Annotated in this window: 11 protein-coding genes; 3 read left to right on the forward strand and 8 right to left on the reverse strand. The window is 51.0% G+C overall.

All coding sequences use genetic code 11. The annotated features are described in order from the left end of the window. Positions 1-21: 21 nt before the first annotated feature. From prfB to BACHE_RS02290, 7 genes are all read right to left on the reverse strand, one after another. Positions 22-1,137 (reverse strand): peptide chain release factor 2, encoded by a 1,116-nt coding sequence (gene prfB, locus BACHE_RS02265; protein WP_013546085.1) that lies wholly within the window; start codon positions 1,135-1,137, stop codon positions 22-24. Between the two features lie 107 nt (positions 1,138-1,244). After that, the gene (locus BACHE_RS02270; protein ID WP_013546086.1) at positions 1,245-2,639 is read right to left on the reverse strand and encodes a family 10 glycosylhydrolase; all 1,395 of its coding nucleotides are present in this window, start codon (positions 2,637-2,639) and stop codon (positions 1,245-1,247) included. 7 nt (positions 2,640-2,646) lie between these two features. Then, entirely contained in the window at positions 2,647-3,891 is a 1,245-nt protein-coding gene (locus BACHE_RS02275; protein ID WP_013546087.1) for a DUF5009 domain-containing protein, read from the reverse strand. Between the two features lie 12 nt (positions 3,892-3,903). After that, positions 3,904-4,056 (reverse strand): hypothetical protein, encoded by a 153-nt coding sequence (locus BACHE_RS17510; RefSeq protein WP_013546088.1) that lies wholly within the window; start codon positions 4,054-4,056, stop codon positions 3,904-3,906. Between the two features lie 60 nt (positions 4,057-4,116). Further along, positions 4,117-6,420: a glycoside hydrolase family 3 C-terminal domain-containing protein gene (locus BACHE_RS02280; protein ID WP_245530910.1), complete on the reverse strand. Its 2,304-nt coding sequence runs from the start codon at positions 6,418-6,420 to the stop codon at positions 4,117-4,119. A gap of 204 nt (positions 6,421-6,624) precedes the next feature. Then, positions 6,625-8,220, reverse strand: a complete 1,596-nt coding sequence (locus BACHE_RS02285; protein WP_013546090.1) for a RagB/SusD family nutrient uptake outer membrane protein — start codon at positions 8,218-8,220, stop codon at positions 6,625-6,627. A gap of 13 nt (positions 8,221-8,233) precedes the next feature. Further along, positions 8,234-11,272 (reverse strand): SusC/RagA family TonB-linked outer membrane protein, encoded by a 3,039-nt coding sequence (locus BACHE_RS02290; protein ID WP_041579137.1) that lies wholly within the window; start codon positions 11,270-11,272, stop codon positions 8,234-8,236. A 589-nt stretch (positions 11,273-11,861) separates the two neighbouring features. On the opposite strand from BACHE_RS02290, the gene BACHE_RS02300 reads away from it, so the two are divergent. Continuing rightward, positions 11,862-14,786 carry a M16 family metallopeptidase gene (locus BACHE_RS02300; RefSeq protein WP_013546092.1) on the forward strand — a complete coding sequence of 975 codons (2,925 nt, stop codon included), beginning with the start codon at positions 11,862-11,864 and terminating at the stop codon, positions 14,784-14,786. A gap of 186 nt (positions 14,787-14,972) precedes the next feature. Here the strand turns inward: BACHE_RS02300 and BACHE_RS02305 are convergent, their stop codons facing one another. Beyond that, a complete protein-coding gene (locus BACHE_RS02305; protein ID WP_013546093.1) occupies positions 14,973-16,778 on the reverse strand; it encodes an AMP-dependent synthetase/ligase in 1,806 nt (601 codons plus the stop codon). Positions 16,779-16,891: 113 nt separating this feature from the next. On the opposite strand from BACHE_RS02305, the gene BACHE_RS02310 reads away from it, so the two are divergent. Then, a complete protein-coding gene (locus BACHE_RS02310; RefSeq protein WP_041579139.1) occupies positions 16,892-17,563 on the forward strand; it encodes a hypothetical protein in 672 nt (223 codons plus the stop codon). A gap of 187 nt (positions 17,564-17,750) precedes the next feature. After that, on the forward strand, positions 17,751-18,800 hold the full coding sequence (locus BACHE_RS02315; RefSeq protein ID WP_013546094.1) for a type 1 periplasmic-binding domain-containing protein: 1,050 nt from the start codon (positions 17,751-17,753) through the stop codon (positions 18,798-18,800). Positions 18,801-18,809 lie beyond the last annotated feature (9 nt).

Raw genomic sequence — 18,809 nt, forward strand, 5'->3', positions numbered from 1 at the left:
CTTTAATTATCATGAACGGCACTACTCGGCACTTCCCGCAAACTCCATCAGATATGCCTTGATAAAGCCGTCTATCTTTCCGTCCATCACTCCGTTCACGTCACTGGTCTGGAAATTGGTGCGATGGTCTTTCACACGGCGGTCATCAAAGACATAGCTACGTATCTGTGAGCCCCATTCTATCTTTTTCTTACCCGCTTCCACCTTAGCCTGTTCCGCCATGCGGTGCTGAAGCTCCTTGTCGTACAAGATGGAGCGCAACTGCCGCATCGCATTCTCACGGTTCTTGGGCTGGTCGCGCGTCTCGGTATTTTCGATCAGGATTTCTTCTTCCTCACCGGTATAAGGGTCTTTGAACTGATAGCGCAAGCGCACGCCCGACTCCACCTTGTTCACGTTCTGTCCGCCCGCCCCGCTGGATCGGAAGGTATCCCACGAGATGTTGGCTACTTTGATATCTACTTCGATGGTATCGTCCACCAACGGAGTGACGAACACGGAAGCGAAAGAAGTCATACGCTTGCCCTGGGCGTTGTAGGGAGAAACACGCACCAGGCGGTGCACACCGTTCTCCCCCTTGAGATAGCCGTAGGCATAGTCGCCGGAGATTTCGATGGTACAGGTCTTGATGCCCGCCTCGTCACCTTCCTGAAGGTTGGCTATTGCGGCCTTGTAGCCGTGAGTCTCGGCATAGCGCAGATACATGCGCATCAGCATATTGGCCCAATCCTGACTTTCCGTGCCGCCGGCGCCGGAATTGATCTTCAGGACGCAGTCCATCTGGTCGGCTTCCTCGCGAAGCATATTCTTGAGTTCGAGCGCCTCGACGGCGGCCGACGCTTTGGCAAAGGCCTCATCAACTTCTTCTTCACTCACAAGCTCGTCTTTATAGAAGTCGAACGCCAACTGCACCTCGTCCGTCAGTGTCTTCACTCCGTTATAACCGGATATCCACTGCTGCAAGCCCTTTACTTTCTTCATCTGGGCTTCGGCCGCCTTCTGGTCTTCCCAAAAGCCGGGAGCCTGGGTGCGTAGCTGTTCTTCTTCCACCTGAATCTTCTTGCCTTCGATGTCAAGATAGCGGTTCAACGCTTCGGTACGTTCTTTGATATCTTTCAGTTGTTCTGCGGTAATCATATCTTTTCCTCAAATTCTGTCTTTCGAGCCGCAAAGGTATGAAAAAAAAGAGAAAAACACACAGCTATCAGCCTAATATAAGTGAGACGTAAAAGCAATGAAATGCCTCAGAAGGCATCGGACACCGTCACATCCCAGCCGGAAAGCACATCGCCATAGAGATAGAATGTCACGCAGAAAGCGGTCTTACTGTTAGCGTCCACCACCCGGTAACGACGTGTGGCATCATAAGAATCCATTTCCTCGTACTCGCCAAGAGACAGGGGTGCAAGTTCCGTCTTGCCCGCCGACTTGGCCGCAAGTTGCCGCATGCGTTGCCGCACTAACTTCATCACGCCTTGGTGACTGAATGGATTGGCATCCGCCACCGTGGAGTGAACCGCTTTCAGCACACCGCCATTTGCCCGACGCACGGTTCTTGCACTGTCCGCATAGGCCTTGAACTGCCGCCGCACCTCGGGAGAGCGCAGGCTGTTCACCGTAAAGACAGCGATGCCTTGCGCCCCGTTATCAAGGGCGGCGTCCATACAACGGAACATTTCCGGCCCGTTGGTAGCAGTCATTCCACAATAGAGGGTAGTCATGGCATTCTTGTCGCGCACGTTCTCGATAGTGCAGTCGGAGATGAAGCTGACATCTTCTGTGTAGAAAGTGTGATAGACCATTGGGAACACAATGTCAAGATTCCACTTCTTCCAGTCCTGACGTACCATGCGCGAAGCCATCTTCGGTGTAGGAAAGGGAGAAGCCGCCATCTTCTTGCCGTAAGAATGTACTGTTTCGGCTATCATGTTCGCCACTTCCGTAATCTGTTCACAGCGAAACTGACGCCACTTCACATCGAGCGAAGGGTCTGCCTGCTCGCGCGGGTCATAGCCATACTGCTCCTTGAACTTCCTGAGCATGGCGGGATGATAACCATAGTCCCATGCCGGATATTCACGATCCTGCACAATGCCGTAACGGGGCCACAGGGTGGTGGGAAGCACCGCATCCACAAAGCGGTGATAGTCTATGGCGATGCCGTTCAGCCCTTCCACCTCACAATACGCCTTTATCTTCTCCTTGATGAACTGCCGTACTTCGGGCAGGGCGGGACAAAGGAATTTGTAATAGTTTACGTATGCCGTAGTGTCCGCCAGGCTCTTGCCGTTGCGGTTCATGCTGAACCAATCGGGATGTTCCTTCAGAATCTTGTCACGGTCGTGCTCCAGATTCATCGTCCACAGCCAGGCATAGACTTCGATGCCGTGTTTGTGGGCTATGGGGATGGCTATACGGTAATCGTCGGGCGTGGGTGCATTCAGCATGATACCGTCCATGCCCACGTCGTTCATCACTTGGCAGATGGAGTCGAAATTCATGCCGGAACGATAGTCCAGCCATGTCCAGAACATGGGATATTCACCGGTTATAGCCGCTGCCTTTGTGTTCTTGCGGCCGGCAAAGACGCCCACTGCCACAAACAGGAGCAGGAACGCCGGTAAAAGGTACTTCTTCATTCTATTTCTATATTTTAAGTTTAACATGTAGTTTCTCCATTGCCCACGTAACGCCGATCACAGCAAAAGCGAAGCAGGTGCAGTTCACCAATGCCATCACACCATGTGTGAACCAGTCCGGCAAGATAACGCCGGTCACGTCGGCAAAGCCATAAAATACATAAGGTATCAGGTAGGTAGTGAGCGTAGCCGTGCCCGCAGGACGTATCAGCACGAACCATCCCGTAAGGTTACGGGCAGCCAGGCAATTCAGCAGGCCATAAAGCAGCACAGAAAGTGCCAGTACCCAGAATACCCACGGAGGCGTGGCCCCTATCTTGGAGACAATCCAAAACTGATGCGCTGCAACACCGGCCAGCAGAAGCACCGCTGTTGTCCCAGCCGTGCTCCACAGTTTCCATCTCTCGCTCTTGTCGGCATAGCGGGCACTGACAACGGAGAGGATAATGCCACCCATCGTGAATGCAGGCAGCGCTCCGTTGCCTATGTGCAGTATATTCAGCATACCCCGGTAGAAATTACGGTCGGGAAAGGCAAGGATGGATTCACCGCCAAACGCCTCACGGAGAGGTGTGTCCAGCAGACATATCAGGATGAAAGCCCCACACACGGACAGCAGACAGCGCAAGCGGTCACGGCAGAAGATATAAACCAGCGCGCACACTAAATATGTCCAGCCTATTGCGCCAAGAATGCCCCAGCTCGCACTGAACACACCTCCATCCGGGTTGCGGAAAGTAAGCGATAAGTAGAGAAGCACCAGCACCCCGGCTGTCTTGCAGGCACAGAACAGGCTTTTCCGCCTACGGGAGACGGCTTCGTGGTATCTGTTCCACACACCGATAAAGCCGATTGCCATCAAGAACCAGTAAACGCCTATCGGATAGGGAACCTCCGGCGAGAGCCTGTACTCCGAGTTGGTGATGAAAGCGCCCATCACCAGCAGGGCAAAGGTGCGCAAGAAGATATGTCCCAACGTAGATTCTGCCGAAAAGCCTTTGGCATATCGCCGTTCGATGGCGTAGGGTATGGACATACCCACGGCAAAAAGAAAGCAGGGGAAGACGACATCTGCCAGCCCCATGAAGTCCTCACCATATCCGGCATGTTCGAGCCAGCGAGGTATGTCGTGCACCTTCCAGAAATCGTTCACAAATATCATGGTGAACATAGTCAACGCCCGCAGCATGTCTATGGCAAGGTTGCGACGCGAGTAGGTTGCAGAGGTATTCACATTCGTAGGATTGTTCATAACCGCGTCCTCCTAAAATTCCGAAACCAACATCAGCCAACAAGAGACATAGCCCGTGCGGATGATGTCTGCTTTCAGTTGCTCGTTCACCTGTGCGCAGAGGGGTACTGCCGGGATGCAGAACAAACCGGACAGGAAGCAGAATGAGGTAATAAGTTTTTTCATGATACTTATATATATGTGTTTAAGTCAGTATTGCAACAATAACCGGCATTATTCAAGATGTCAGTCCAGCGCCTTCGTCGGTTTCAGCACATCATGCACCCGCCAGGCGGCTTCTTTCGCAAGATTATAATAACCCGTGCCGCGGATGTCGTCCACAGAAGCGCCGAAACGGACGATGTATCTTCCGGCAGCACTCACCCAGCTCTGACGGGACTCATCAAAGGAGGCCAGACTGTACTTCGATACCTCGAAGGTCAGTGTCTCGCTCTCGCCAGGCTGCAAAAGGCGGGTCTTGGCAAAGGCCTTCAGTTCGAGGGCAGGCTTCTCCATTCCTCCGGCGGGGGCAGAGACGTAGAGTTGCACGCTCTCCTTACCGGCACACTTGCCTGTATTGGTCACCGTGATGCCGGCGCAAAATCCGTCTGCAACAGGCTTCACCACAGGCTTGGAATAGGCAAAGGCGGTGTAGCTCAGCCCGAATCCGAAAGGATAGGATACTTCACGTCCCACGCTGCTGAAATAGCGGTAACCGATGTTGATGCCCTCCTTGTGGAGCGTGTAGTCCACGTTATTGCGACTGCCATCCTCCCCCCGACGGCGTTCATCGCCCAATGGGAAATTTTGCGAAGAAGGCATATCCATCACAGAGATGGGGAAGGTCATACTCAGTTTGCCGGAGGGATTTTCCTTGCCCAGCAGTACGTCGGCCACAGAGTTGCCTCCCTCCTGTCCCGGTTGCCAGGCAAGAAGGATGGCATCGGGCAATCCTTTCCATGAGGCGGTTTCAATGGCGCCGCCTACATTAAGCACTACAATCACCTTCTTGCCTGCGGCATGATAGACCTCACAGAGTTCGACGAGCAGATTCTGCTCCACCGCAGTAAGATTGAAGCCTCCTTTCACGGGGCGGTCGCGTCCCTCGCCCGCCTGGCGGCCGAGGGTGAGGATGGCGATATCGGACTCACGCGCCTGGTTCTCGATGCAGGTGCGCGAGAGAGACAGTTCGGGAATGGAAGGCTCCACGTACCAACGTTCGGCGGGATTGCGGTCGCACTTGAACTGCGCACGGCAGAAAGTCTTATAGGCAGTGTACATCTCCTTGAGATTGCCCGTCACTTCCAGCCCGGCGTTTGCCAGGCCTTGCTGAAGATCCACCACGTAGGGCTTCACCACATTGCCCGATCCGGTTCCGCCTGCCATGAAGTCGAAAGAGGAGAGCCCGAAGAGGGCCACTTTCTTGATATTATTCAGAGGAAGCACGCCGCCTGCGTTCTTCAACAACACCATGCCCTCGGTGGCAGAGCTGCGGGTGATGGCGGCATGCGCCTTGAGGTCGGGGTCGTCACTGTACTTATAATTACGGAAGTGGGGAGTCTTCACGATATATTGCAGCATACGGCGCACAGATGCATCAAGGTCGGGCATGGTGAGGCGGCCGTCCTTCAACATCAGGCTGATGTCTTGCAACTGCACCTGATAGCCCGGTTGCAGATTGTCTATGCCTGCCTTTATCTGCGCGGCCGTGTTCCGCTTCTGTATCCAATCGGTCATCACGATACCGTCAAATCCCCACTCGTCACGCAGGACGGTGGTCAGCAGTTCGGGGCTTTCCTGTGTGTAGGGGCCGTTCAGGCGATTGTACGATGCCATCACCGTCCAGGGGCGCGCTTCTTTCACGGCAATCTCAAACCCCTTCAGATAGATTTCACGCAAGGCACGCTGCGATACGATTTCGTCCACCTCGGTGCGGTTGGTTTCCTGTGAATTCACGGCGAAGTGCTTGATGCTGGTTCCCACGCCGCAGCCCTGTATGCCTCGCACAAAGGCGGCTGCTATCTTACCCGTCACCACAGGGTCTTCGGAATAATACTCATAGTTACGTCCGCAAAGGGGAGAACGGTGTATGTTCATACCGGGGGCAAGTATCACGTCCACGCCATACTCCAGTATCTCGTTTCCCATCGCCCGGCCTACGCTTTCCACAAGCTGCGTGTTCCAGGAGCAGGCCAGCGAAGTGCCCACGGGAAAACCGGTGGCATAGTAGCTTTTCTTGTTGTCGGGGCGTGTCACTACGACCGCACCCGCGGGTCCGTCGGCCAGTGCCGTGGGCGGAATGCCGAGGCGCGGGATACCTTGCGTGTAGCCCGACACGCTGGGGGAGAGGAAGCGCACAAACTCCTTGGGATTGTCGTATCCGCCAAAGGTGTAGTCATTGCGTCCCACTACAAGGAGAGCCTTCTCCTCAGGAGTCATAGCTTTTACAATCTCGTCGATGTTGTCTGCCCGAAGTTTCAGTTCCTGGGCGGGAAGCGGCGCACAGCAAAGGAAGATGCCTATACCTGCCGCCAAAGATTTCATTCTCATGGTGTTTTTAGGGTTAATTATAATCAGATTGCAATATTAGGGAGGAACAGTCTGAAACGGGTTCAATATTCGTCAGAAGGGGTGTACTATCTGACGAAAAGGGCTATATCGCAATCATACTAAAAAAAGAGGTGCATCAGAAGCGGAGTGCTGCAAGCAATGCCGTACATTCTGATGCACCTGAAGGTGTGTTAAGTCGATATATTACAGATTAGGGGCATCTACATCCCAGAAAATACGAGTAGCCCCCGTATCGGAACCGCCCAATTTCTGCAAAGCTCCGGCATAACCGGTAGGATTGTTATCGCGCTCGCTCTCCGTATAAGTCAAACGACGCACACCCAGTTCCGTAGGAATGGCTTGGTCGCCCTGGCTGTCATTACGCATGATAGGGAACTGCTTGGGATAGCCGGTACGACGGTATTCCGCCCAAGCGTTCATACCCTCGGGGAAGACAGCAATCCACTTCTGGACGATTATTTTTTCCAAACGTTCTTCATCGGTCTTGGCATCGCTCCAGTTGGGGGTAGCGGTTTCTACGGCGGCATGGTTGTATTCAGGAACCAAGGCATCTACAAAGTCAGCGGGCTTATTGGAGCTGCTCAGATAGCTGCCCATGTCGGCGCCCCACTGTTCAAATGAAGTTTGTACGCCCTTCGTATAAAAGTTTTCGGCAGTACCTCCCACATTCCAGCCGCGCAGGGCGGCTTCGGCCAGCAGGAAATAAGTCTCGGCGGCAGAGAAAAGCATGACAGGGGTATATTCCCCGACGTTCAGCATGGAAGCTATATTGAGAGACTTGTATTGACCGGTATAGTCGTTAAGGTGATCCACCCCGTTACGTATTCCTACCAAATTCCCCGCCTCGTTTGGCAATGCCATCTTTTCCAGACGCGCGTCTTTGTAACCACTCAGAATGGAAGAAACATTGGCATTCAGCAGAATGTCATGGTAAGAGTTCGTCATCGCATAAAGCGGATGCTTATAAGTAGTGCTGCTGATAGTGAAGTTATCAGCATTGTCCTTAATCAGACCATTGGCATCTGCCACAACTGCCTCTGCCTGTTTCTTGGCTTCTGCCGCATCGTACTTGGCTATGCGGATGGCCAGACGAAGGCGCAGGGAGTTCGCCAGCTTCGCCCACTTTGCCAAATCGCCTCCGTAAGCCATATCGAAGTTGGCGAAAGATGCCGTTGATTTCTTCAAGGCCTCGCCCAACGCGGCATCGGCTGCCGCCAGCTCTGTAAAGAATTGCTTATAAGCATCCTGTCCGGAGTCATACGTGCCTCCCGTCATCGACTGACCATAAGCAGAATAGATGATAGGCCCGTACTGGTCGCACAGACGGGACATCGTCAATACGCGAATAATGGTGTTGATGGCATCAAAGTGAGCGTAGGTATCCATATCGGCGACACACTTATTATGTGCTTTCAGGTTCTGGGACATCACTTCATTGTAAGCGTAGTTCCAGCAATAATCATTCCATCCATGATTGAGAGCATAGTGCATATTGTTGTTTGACACGGCAAAGTTGCTTCCGCTTGCCATATAGCCGGAAAAAATGTCGGCGTTCAGGTTCTGGATCAACTGATATTCCCAGTTTCCATTGCCTTTGTTGAAGTAGATAGACTGCATCATGGGCAGAAAGTGCATGCCGACAAAGTTATTGTCCTGTTTCAGTTCGTCATCGGTCACTCCCTTGGGATTTGTATTCATATCCTCAAAAGCGCCTGTGCAGGCTGTCAGGAGAGAGACTGCCGCCAAAGCGGCGCCTGTATATTTCAATATGTTCTTCATACTGCTGATTCATTTAAAAATTAAGTTTCACGTTAATGCCGAAAGAACGGTTGGTCGGCATACCGAAAGAATCGATGCCTTGCAGATTGTTGCTGGTGGACATCAAGCCATCGGTATCATAGGGAGCATTGTTCTTGAAGAAGAACAGATTGCGTCCGGTCAGAGAGATTTGAGCATCCTTAATGACGTTTTGCCTGGCAAGCAGGGACTTGGGCAGAGTATAAGAGAGTGACACTTCACGCAGACGGATGTTGGTGGCGTCATATACATAATATTCGGCACAGCCGTTACGGTTGCCTACACGGTTATAAAAGGCTTCCACATCTTTTATCTGATGGCCTGCAAACTCTACATAACCTTGGTTACGGGCATCACCGGTCACCTTGCTCACACCCTGGTAATCAAGATCGGCCTGTGTCATGGAGAATACATCTCCGCCAAAGCGTCCGTCAATCAGGAAATAGAGAGAGAAGTCCTTATAGGTCAATGTATTTCCCCATCCAAGATTGAAGTCGGGGCTCGGATTGCCTAACTTCTTAATCTCACTCTTGTTGACTATCGGCAGTCCTTTCGCATCGAATTCAATGTTGCCCTCGTCATCACGCGAGAATGAGTTACCATAGAAATCACCGAAGGAGCCGCCTTCTTCCAAACGGTTCTGGATATCATTGCCTCCAAAGAGGAAATAGCCTAAGCCATCTACCAGTTTCTTGGCTTTGTTGCGGTTATGAGAGTAATTCATGTTGGTCTTCCAACGGAAGTCTTTCGTCATCACCGGAGTAGCGCCCAACATGATTTCAATACCCGTGTTCTGGATGTCACCGGCATTTACATAATAGGTGTTCCATTCGGAGCCGGAAGGTGCGGGCAGGTTGAACAACTGATCCTTGGTGTTCGTCTTATAATAAGTGAAGTCAAACTCCAGACGGCTGTCGAAGAAACGCCATTCCGTACCGAATTCGATGGAACGTGTACGCTCCGGCTTCAAGTCGGCAAACGGCGCTGCCGTATTGAAGCTTACCGTACCGTTGGAAGCCACAGAGTGCAGAGGATTAGAGGTATAAGAGCCCAGACCGCTACCAACCTCAGACCATGCACCGCGAATCTTGCCCAAGTCGATCCATTCGGGCAGTTTCAATGTTTCGCTCATAATCCACGTCAAACCGATGGAAGGATAGAAGAAACCTTTGTTCTTATATTTGGTGAAGGCCAAAGAGGAAGTCCAGTCATTACGCGCCGTTACATCCAGAAAGACCTGGTCTTTGAAACCAACCTGGCCGGTGAAAAACACCGACTGGGATTGTGTATGGCTTTGCCAATCGTTCAGCAAGCCATCATTCAGCCGGATATTCTGCATGGTAAAGATGTTCGGCAAATACAAAACGCCTGTGCCACCAGAGTCAAAGCCTGTACCCTTGCCATAATAGTCATTGATACTGCTGCCGACAGAGGCATTCACGGAGAAGTTTTCGAATTGCTGCTGATAAGTAAAGAGGATATCTCCATAGGTAGTCAGGCCGGTAGATTCATTGGCCTGATAACGGCCATTCACACCGGCAATGACGGCAGAAGTGCCTGCATACTCTTTCAGGAAACGGCGGTCGGCCACAAAGTCGGCATTACCACGGGCCTGGATAGAAAAAAGGTCATTGAATTTGTACTTCACACTCAGGTTAAGAGTGGCACGATAGCGTTCGTCACCGTTGGGAGCCTTGTTTATCAACCAATAGGGATTCTGTTCCATCTCGCTCAAAGCTCCTCCATACCAGTTCTGCGTCATCATATTGCGGCTCGCGTCCAGCACTTCGTAGTTATCTTTGTAGTAGTTAAAGTCCTTTCCACCCTCCACACCGCCACGGGGGAAGTGATAGAGACCTACCAACGGATTCATGTAGTAACCACCGGTGGAAGTACGGTTGTTGGCCTTCTGATAGACGGCATTGATATTGGCATCCACCGTGAGTTTCTTGTTGAAGAAGTTGGCTGTTTCACGGAAATTCAGGTTGTGCTTTACCAGGCTGTTGTTGTCCACCACACCCTTGCCGTAAGTATTGGCGTATGAGAAGTAGGTCTGCATCACGTCAGTACCCATGCTCAGGGAAAGGGAATTGATGGTAGTCACACCGGTACGGAAGAATTCCTTTACATAGTCGGGGCTGCCACCTGTGAGCTTGCTGCCCCAACTGAGGCGATCACCCGTATAGTCATTCTGAAAATCGGGAATGCCATAAGTGGCATTATCCAAAGTGGTGCTGGTGTTGAACGTGATGCTTGCACGTCCTTCCTTGCCTTTCTTGGTGGTGATGATGATGACACCGTTGGCGGCAGAGCTACCGTAAAGGGCGGCTGCGGCAGGGCCTTTCAGGATGTTCATGCTCTCGATGTCGTCCGGATTCAGGTTGGAGATGCCGTCGCCACGATCCAGGTTAGGGTCATTGGAAGAACCTCCCGTGGTGGTACAAACGGTTTCCGTGACCGATGAGCCATAAGGCACACCGTCAATCACATACAACGGCTGGCTGCTGCCGCCCACCGAACGGTTACCGCGGATAACGACCTTGGCAGACCCGCCCAGTCCGGATGAGCTCTTATTAATCTGCACACCCGCCGTCTTACCGGCCAGCGCATTCATCATATTGGGGTCTTTGGCACGAATCAATTCATCACCGTTGACAACCTGTGTGGAGTAGGTCAGCGACTTTTCTTTTTTCGTGATACCCAATGCCGTCACTACAACCTCGTCCAGCAATTTGGCATCGTTCTTCAAAATCACGCGGATAGTTCCCGGAGTGATGGCCACTTCCTGCGACAACATTCCTACGAATGACACATGAAGCGTCGTCGCACCCTTGGGCGCGTCTGTAATCGTAAACTTGCCATCCACGTCAGTCACCGTACCGGCGGTAGTACCTTTTACCGATACAGAAGCTCCGATAACGGGTTCATTGTCTTCGGCGGATATGACAATACCGCTGATAGCGGAGTTTTGTGCTGCAATCCAGCCAATGGCCGCCATCAGGCAAGCCAGAGTTAACATAAATCTCTTTTTCATAAGTTTTCCTGGAAATAATATTAGATTATAAAAATTCTGTTTAGAAACAGATTCCCGAAAGTCCGTTTCTTTTGATCGGCGTGCACTCTCTACCGCCAATCCGGGATATTCTTCTTTGTTCTTTCTACATAGGCGCTCACAATATTACATTAACAATAAAGGCTGATAAGAAAACCTCCCTTCATTCCATACCGGATTGTTGAAAGGAGTCTTCACTATAAAGAATGTGTAATATTAAGGGTATTGATAAACGAGAAGGTTTAAAATCCATCATATCGGGTTCAAAAAACAACAAAACAGGACAGGCAGCCACTTTTTCGACCTCTCCAGGCAATCTTCAAACCTCCCAACATGCTTTTCAACATAAATGCAGCAGAGAGATAAAGCCCCTGCATTACCATCCGGAAGGGGGTGACCTGCATCTATATATCCAGCTTGCTGCATCTATAGATGCAGGACGGTGGATATATAGATGCAGCAAGCGGGATATATAGATGCAGCAAGCCAATGAAATAATCAGTGATTGTGGCAACGGTTTTAGAGAAAAACGCATAAATTTGTAGCCAACATATTATTAATTGGTATTCTTATGAATAAACTATTCCGACTCACATGCCTGTCGCTGTTCCTCGTGGCGGCCGCAAGCATGAGTGGCGCCGGTCCCAAGGACTATCGCTACGCCACCGTTCCCAACGACCCGCTGAAAGCACGCATCTACACGCTGGACAACGGGCTGAAAGTGTATATGACCGTGAACAAGGAGAAGCCGCGCATACAGACGTACATCGCCGTGCGCGTGGGCGGAAAGAATGACCCTGCCGAAACCACCGGCCTGGCACACTACTTCGAGCACCTGATGTTCAAAGGGACACAGAAATTCGGCACGCAGGACTATGCCGCCGAAAAGCCCCTGCTCGACCGGATAGAACAGCAGTTTGAGATCTATCGCAAAACCACGGACAGCACTGCCCGCAAGAATATATACCACACCATAGACAGCCTCTCATACGAGGCCTCCAAGATTGCCATCCCCAACGAATACGACAAGCTGATGGCCGCCATCGGAGCCAACGGTACAAACGCCTACACTTCTTTCGACGTGACCTGCTACACCGAGGACATCCCCGCCAACCAGACGGAAAACTGGGCGAAGATACAGGCAGACCGCTTTGCGAACTGCGTGATACGCGGTTTCCATACCGAACTGGAAACGGTATATGAGGAGAAGAACATGTCGCTCACCAAAGACCCGCGCAAGGTATATGAGGCCGTACTGTCGTCACTCTTCCCACATCATCCCTACGGCACGCAGACCGTGCTCGGCACACAAGAGAACCTGAAGAATCCCTCCATCACCAACATCAAGAACTACCACAAAGTGTGGTATGTGCCCAACAACATCGCCATCTGCCTCAGCGGAGACTTTGATCCCGACCGCATGATTGCCACCATCGACAAATACTTCGGCTCGCTGAAGCCCAACGCCGACCTGCCACGGCTGAACCTGCCGAAAGAAGAAACGGAAATCTCCGCACCGATAGTACGCACCATTCTCGGCCCGGACGCCGAAAGCGTGACCCTCGCATGGCGCTTCCCCGGAGCAGCCAGCCGTGAGGCGGAGATTCTGCAAGTGGCTTCACAGATCCTCTACAACGGACAGGCCGGCCTCATCGACCTCGACCTGACGCAGCAGCAGAAAACACTGAGCGCCTATTGCTACCCCATGACGATGGCCGATTACAGCGCCTTCATGATGCAAGGCCGCCCCAAACAAGGGCAGACGCTGGACGAAGTGAAAGACCTGCTGTTAGGTGAAGTGAAGAAGCTGCGCGACGGAGACTTCGACGAGAAGATACTGAAAGCCAACATCAACAACTTCAAGCTGCAACAGCTTTACCAGCTTGACAGCAACAACGGACGCGCCGACTGGTTTGTGCAGTCCTTTGTGAACGGAAGCGACTGGGCCGACGAAGTGAACATGCTCGACCGCGTGTCACGGCTTACCAAGGAAGACATCGTGGCCTTTGCCCGGAAGTACCTGAAGGACACCAACCTGGCCGTCATCTACAAGAAACAGGGCAAAGATCCCAACGAAAAGAAGATAGCCAAACCGCAGATCACTCCCATAGTGATGAACCGCGACCACACCAGCGACTTCCTGAAGGAAATACAGGGCAGCCAAGTAGCGCCCATCGAGCCTCAGTTCCTGGACTACACCAAAGACCTGGCACAACTGAAAAGCGCCACGGGCATCCCCGTGCTCTACAAGCAGAATACCGACAACGACATCTTCACGCTGACCTATCTTTTCGATATGGGCAACAACAACGACAAGGCCTTAGGAACCGCCGCCCAATACCTGGAATACTTAGGCACATCGGACCTGACACCCGAACAACTGAAAAGCGAGTTCTACCGCCTGGCGTGCAGCTTCAGCGTCTATCCCAGCGACCGGCGCACCTACGTCAGCCTGTCCGGACTCAACGAGAACATGCCTGCCGCCGTAGCCCTGTTTGAAAAGCTGCTGGCCGACGCGCAAGTAAACAAGAAGGCCTACGCCAACATGACGCAAGACATCTTGAAAGCCCGCAAGGATGCCAAGCTGAACCAGATGCAGAACTTCCGCCGACTGATGGCTTACGTGACCTACGGCCCCAAAAACCCATCGACCAACCTGCTGACGGAAGCCGAACTGAACGGCATGGACCCCCAGACGTTGGTGGACCGCATACACCGGCTGACCTCCTACAAGCACCGCGTGCTGTATTACGGCCCCAGCAGCGAAAAGGATCTGCTCGCCGTGGTAAACAAGGAGCACAAGACACCCAAGAAATTGGCAGACATCCCCGCCGGAAATGACTTCAAGGCACTCCTCACGCCGGAAACCAAGATCTACCTTGCCCCATACGAGGCCAAGCAAATCTACATGACGCAGATTTCCAACCGGGGAGAGAAGTTCAACCCGGACATTGATCCCGCCCGCCAGCTCTACAACGAATACTTCGGCGGGGGCATGAACTCCATCGTGTTTCAGGAGATGCGCGAGAGCCGCGGTCTGGCATACTCCGCATGGGCAGGAGTCATCGGCCCGACATACCTTAGTGACAGCTACTACATCACCACGCAGATTGCCACGCAAAACGACAAGATGCTGGATGCCATCAAGACCTTCAACGACATCATCGAAAACATGCCGCAGTCCGAAGCCGCGCTGAAACTGGCTAAAGACGGCATGATAGCACGCCTGCGCACCGGCCGCATCACAAAGATGAGTGTCATCTGGTCGTTCATCAGCGCGCAATACCTGAACCAGAACACGGACGGACGCATCAAGGTATATAACGACATACAGGGCATGACGCTGAAGGACGTTGCCGACTTCCAGCAGAAATGGGTGAAAGGACGTACCTACAACTACGCCATCCTCGGCGACAAGAAAGAACTGGATATGGAAGCGCTGAACAAAGTGGCCCCGGTGACGGAACTGACACAGGAAGACATCTTCGGATATTGACCCCGGAAAGGCGATAAATAAAAAAGAACCGTATCAACTCTGTTTTTGAGTAATGATACGGTTCTTCTTATATTTATCGGTTACAATCCGTAACGCTTCGGGATGTCCTTCTCACAGTGTTCCTTTTACAGTGCCCCGTCTCAAGCGCATCTCTTGTAATGATTCTGTTCAAGCACTATGTACCGTTCACTCCTCGTACATACGGTCGATGAGCTCCTTGTAGTTTTTGGCCACAACCGGACGCTTCAGCTTCAAGGTATTCGTCAGTTCGCCGCGCTCCATGCTGAACGGTTCGGGCAGTAGGGTGAAACGCTTCACTTGCTCGTAATGGGCAAACTGCTGCTGCAAAGTCTCGATGCGGGCGCGGAACAAAGCCTGAACCTTGGGATGCTCCAGCAAGGAGGCCATCGTCTTGTATTCAAGCCCTTTCTCCTTGGCATACTCCTTCACCAGCCCATAGACAGGCACGATGAGGGCGGATACGAACTTCCTCTGGTCGGCAATGATGGCTATCTGGTCGATGTAACGGTCGATGACCAGCTTCGTTTCCAACGCCTGCGGACAGATGTACTTGCCGTTGCTCGTCTTGAAGAGATCCTTGATGCGCTCGGTGAGGTACAGATGCTTGCCCTTCATATAGCCGGCATCGCCCGTGTGGAACCATCCGTCGGCGTCGATGGCGGCGGCAGTGGCCTCCGCCTTCTTGTAATAGCCGGCAGTGATGGTCTTGCCCCGCAGCAGTATCTCGTTGTCAGCGCCTATCTTCACTTCCACGTCCGGCATGAGGGAGCCGACGGACCCTACCTCAAATCCCTCGTTCTCGAAACAGGAAACGGTGGCGGTGGATTCGGTAAGCCCGTAGCCCACTATCATATTGATGCCCACCGAATGCACAAACTCGCATATCTCATCAGAAACCGCCGCGCCCGCAGTGGGGAAGAAGTTTCCGTTTTCTATGCCGATGGTCTTCTTCAGCAATGCATAGACCGTCTTTTCGTAGAACTTATACTTCAGGTGAAGCATCACGGGCGGCGTCTTTCCCGCACGCACATAGTCCAGATTGTGGGCTTTGCCCACCTTCAGGGCATCCTGCATCATCGCCCTCTTCAGGCCGGTCTCTTGCGAAATCCTCTCCTGCACGCCGGCATAGACCTTCTCCCAGAAGCGGGGCACACTGCACATCAGCGTGGGCCGTATCTCTTTGATGGTGGTCTGGATGTCCTGCGGACGGAGATTGATGCATATCTGCACGCCCCGGTGTATGCAAAGGTAGCACCATGCCTTCTCGAACACATGCGTCAGCGGCAGGAAGTTCATGGAGACGTCACGGTCGGTCATGAAAGGCAGGCGTATGTCGTGGATGCGGAGCGCCTCACGGTAATTGAAGTGGTGTAGCGTGACACCTTTCGGCTCGCCCGTGGTTCCCGAAGTGTAGAGGATGTTGGCCAAATCCTCGTCCGAAGCGCCGGCGGTGCGTTCTTCCACCACGTCATTGTGGGGCAAGCCTTCACCGGCCGCCAGGAATTCGTCAAAATAGATGGAAGTCATGTCGCGCGGATCCTTCACCACGGCACGGTCAAAGATAATCAGTTGCTGCAACGAATGGCAAAGGCCGAACACGCTGAAAGCGGCGTCATACTGAAACTGCTCGCCCACGAACAGGTAGCGTATCTGCGCATCGTTGATGATGTACTGTGCCTGAGCCGGCGAACTGGTGGCATACAGAGGTATCGTCACCGCCCGGTTGGCAAAAGCACCGAAGTCCGTATAGAAACATTCGGGCTTGTTCTGCGAGAAGATTCCGATATTCTCCTGCACCTCCACTCCCAATGCCACCAGAGCGTTGGCAGCCCGGCGCACCGTCTGCGAGAATTCGTTCCATGTAATGGATATCCATTGTGATTTCTCATAGTCCCTGTATTTCAAGGCCACCCTGTCTCCATACTTCTCCGCCTGGCGATGCACCAGAACGGATAAATGATGATATGTCATAACTTTATGAATTAGTTAATACGGTGCAAAGGTAGTGGTTTCAGTTGAAACTATCTTGCTTTTTCAAAATTTATCCGTAAGTTTGCGCACATTAAGCAAGAAAAGAGTAGAGAATGATTATGACAATATCCATCCTTAAATCCTTAGTATGCAGCACAGCTTTCGCCGTGAAGCAAGAAGACGGATACACGTTCTACACCGACTCGCTCATCGTCTATCCCTCTTCCACAAAAGTCTCCACCCCATCCACCTCACTTTATCTTGCCATCGGAATCCTATTCATAATCATCATCTGCGCCCTGATTTTCCTTGTCAGAAAAAGCTTCAGAAAAGGCACAACCATATCCTCTCCCACCGGAAACGAGTGCGCAGAGGACACCCTTATAACAGAAATGGACAAACTGGCCCAGAACCAACAACGGCTGTTCATGCAATATATGGCCAATACCCCCATCCATAAAGAGATAGTACTATTGATAGAACAAAACAAAAAGGACGTCTGTACCCAAGAACTGCTCTCCGAAGAAAAGTGGAATGAGTTGTTCATCGCAATAAACAAAGTCACGGACAATTTCACTGCCCGTCTCCAACAAGAATTTACCTCCTTGAAAACGGAAGATATCCGTTTCTGCTGCCTTGTGAAATCCGGATTCAAATACTCGGACATAGCCCATGTCATGGGAAGAACTTCCAACATGATGTATAAACGCAGCGAATTGATAGTACAACGTATGAATCTGGCAAACGGCAAACAAAAGCTGAAAGAATACATCCAAAACTATTAAACTTCCAATCTTATTAAACTTTTCTCAGCCCAAATTACACACTTCTCCTCATTGCATATTCTATATATCACTATATATCAGCACATAGTGCATATCACATTTACTGAAAAACTACACATCTGCTACACATTCTTTCTTGAACGGAAGCCATAACTTTGTCTCGTCAATAAACAACAATAATAAAAAGATGAAAGGGAAAAGTTACCTGATAATGGTTTTCGCCGGGTTAGTCTTACATGGTGCTTGTTCACAAACGCCACGCAAAACCGAAATCTATTATAATGAAGAGTATAACGCCATAAAAGAAAAAGCATCAGCCTACAAAGCAGGCTTCAATATCATTTTGGTGGACAGCAATTATGATTTGCAGAAATACAAAGATAAAATCATTCATCCAAACGAGACAAAAAAGACATTGTGGAATTTTATAAATGTAGGCATCCCCCAAAACCATTGGTATAAACACCTGTTAGGAACAGAAAAAGTACCATTTACTTTATCATTCAACGATACGGGAAATCTGGTGAATATTGTCTTCGGCATATCCAAGTACGCGGATGAGTCCATCAACTTCACCGTTGCACCAACAACTGCTAATGGATTATCATACACCAATTTCGGATTCAAAGAGAATAGTGTCATCACCGCAAAAGGAACTAAGATCTGTTCCTTGATTCAACAAATCATAGATATACGGCAAAACACACTCCTTACAGACAAAGAGAAATACAATAGCCTAAACCACCTTATGAAAGACACAGTATATCCCTATGGTCTCTATCTGAAATTCAAATACACAATATCATTCGCACCCAAGGACTCTACTTTGACCTTGGCAAAAGAGTTCCTTACAAGATATTCCGACAGACAGTATGCGCCTATCTTCAAACCACTAATACAGGAAGCCTACAATTTTTTGAATCCACAAAGAAAAACCGCACTCCAAATAACAACAAACTTAAACAAACAGTATTACCACAAAGGAGATACAATCCGGATATCCGTAAAAATAACCAACCGCAGCTCAAGCACTATACCCATAACAAGCATTGAGCCAAGTTGTGACTGCATAAAAAGCATTCCCGGTTACGACAGCCAAATACTGCCACATCGGTCAACAGAATATCATTTCTTAATGAAAGCGGAAGACAAGGGTGAGCTATACAGAGAAATATATTTCAACACCAATCCCGATACGCTGCCAATGGTAGCGGAGTTCAACATATCAATTAAATAATTTAAAAAA

Origin of the sequence: Bacteroides helcogenes P 36-108 (assembly GCF_000186225.1) — a bacterium.
In the GTDB taxonomy this organism is placed as follows: Bacteria; Bacteroidota; Bacteroidia; order Bacteroidales; family Bacteroidaceae; genus Bacteroides; species Bacteroides helcogenes.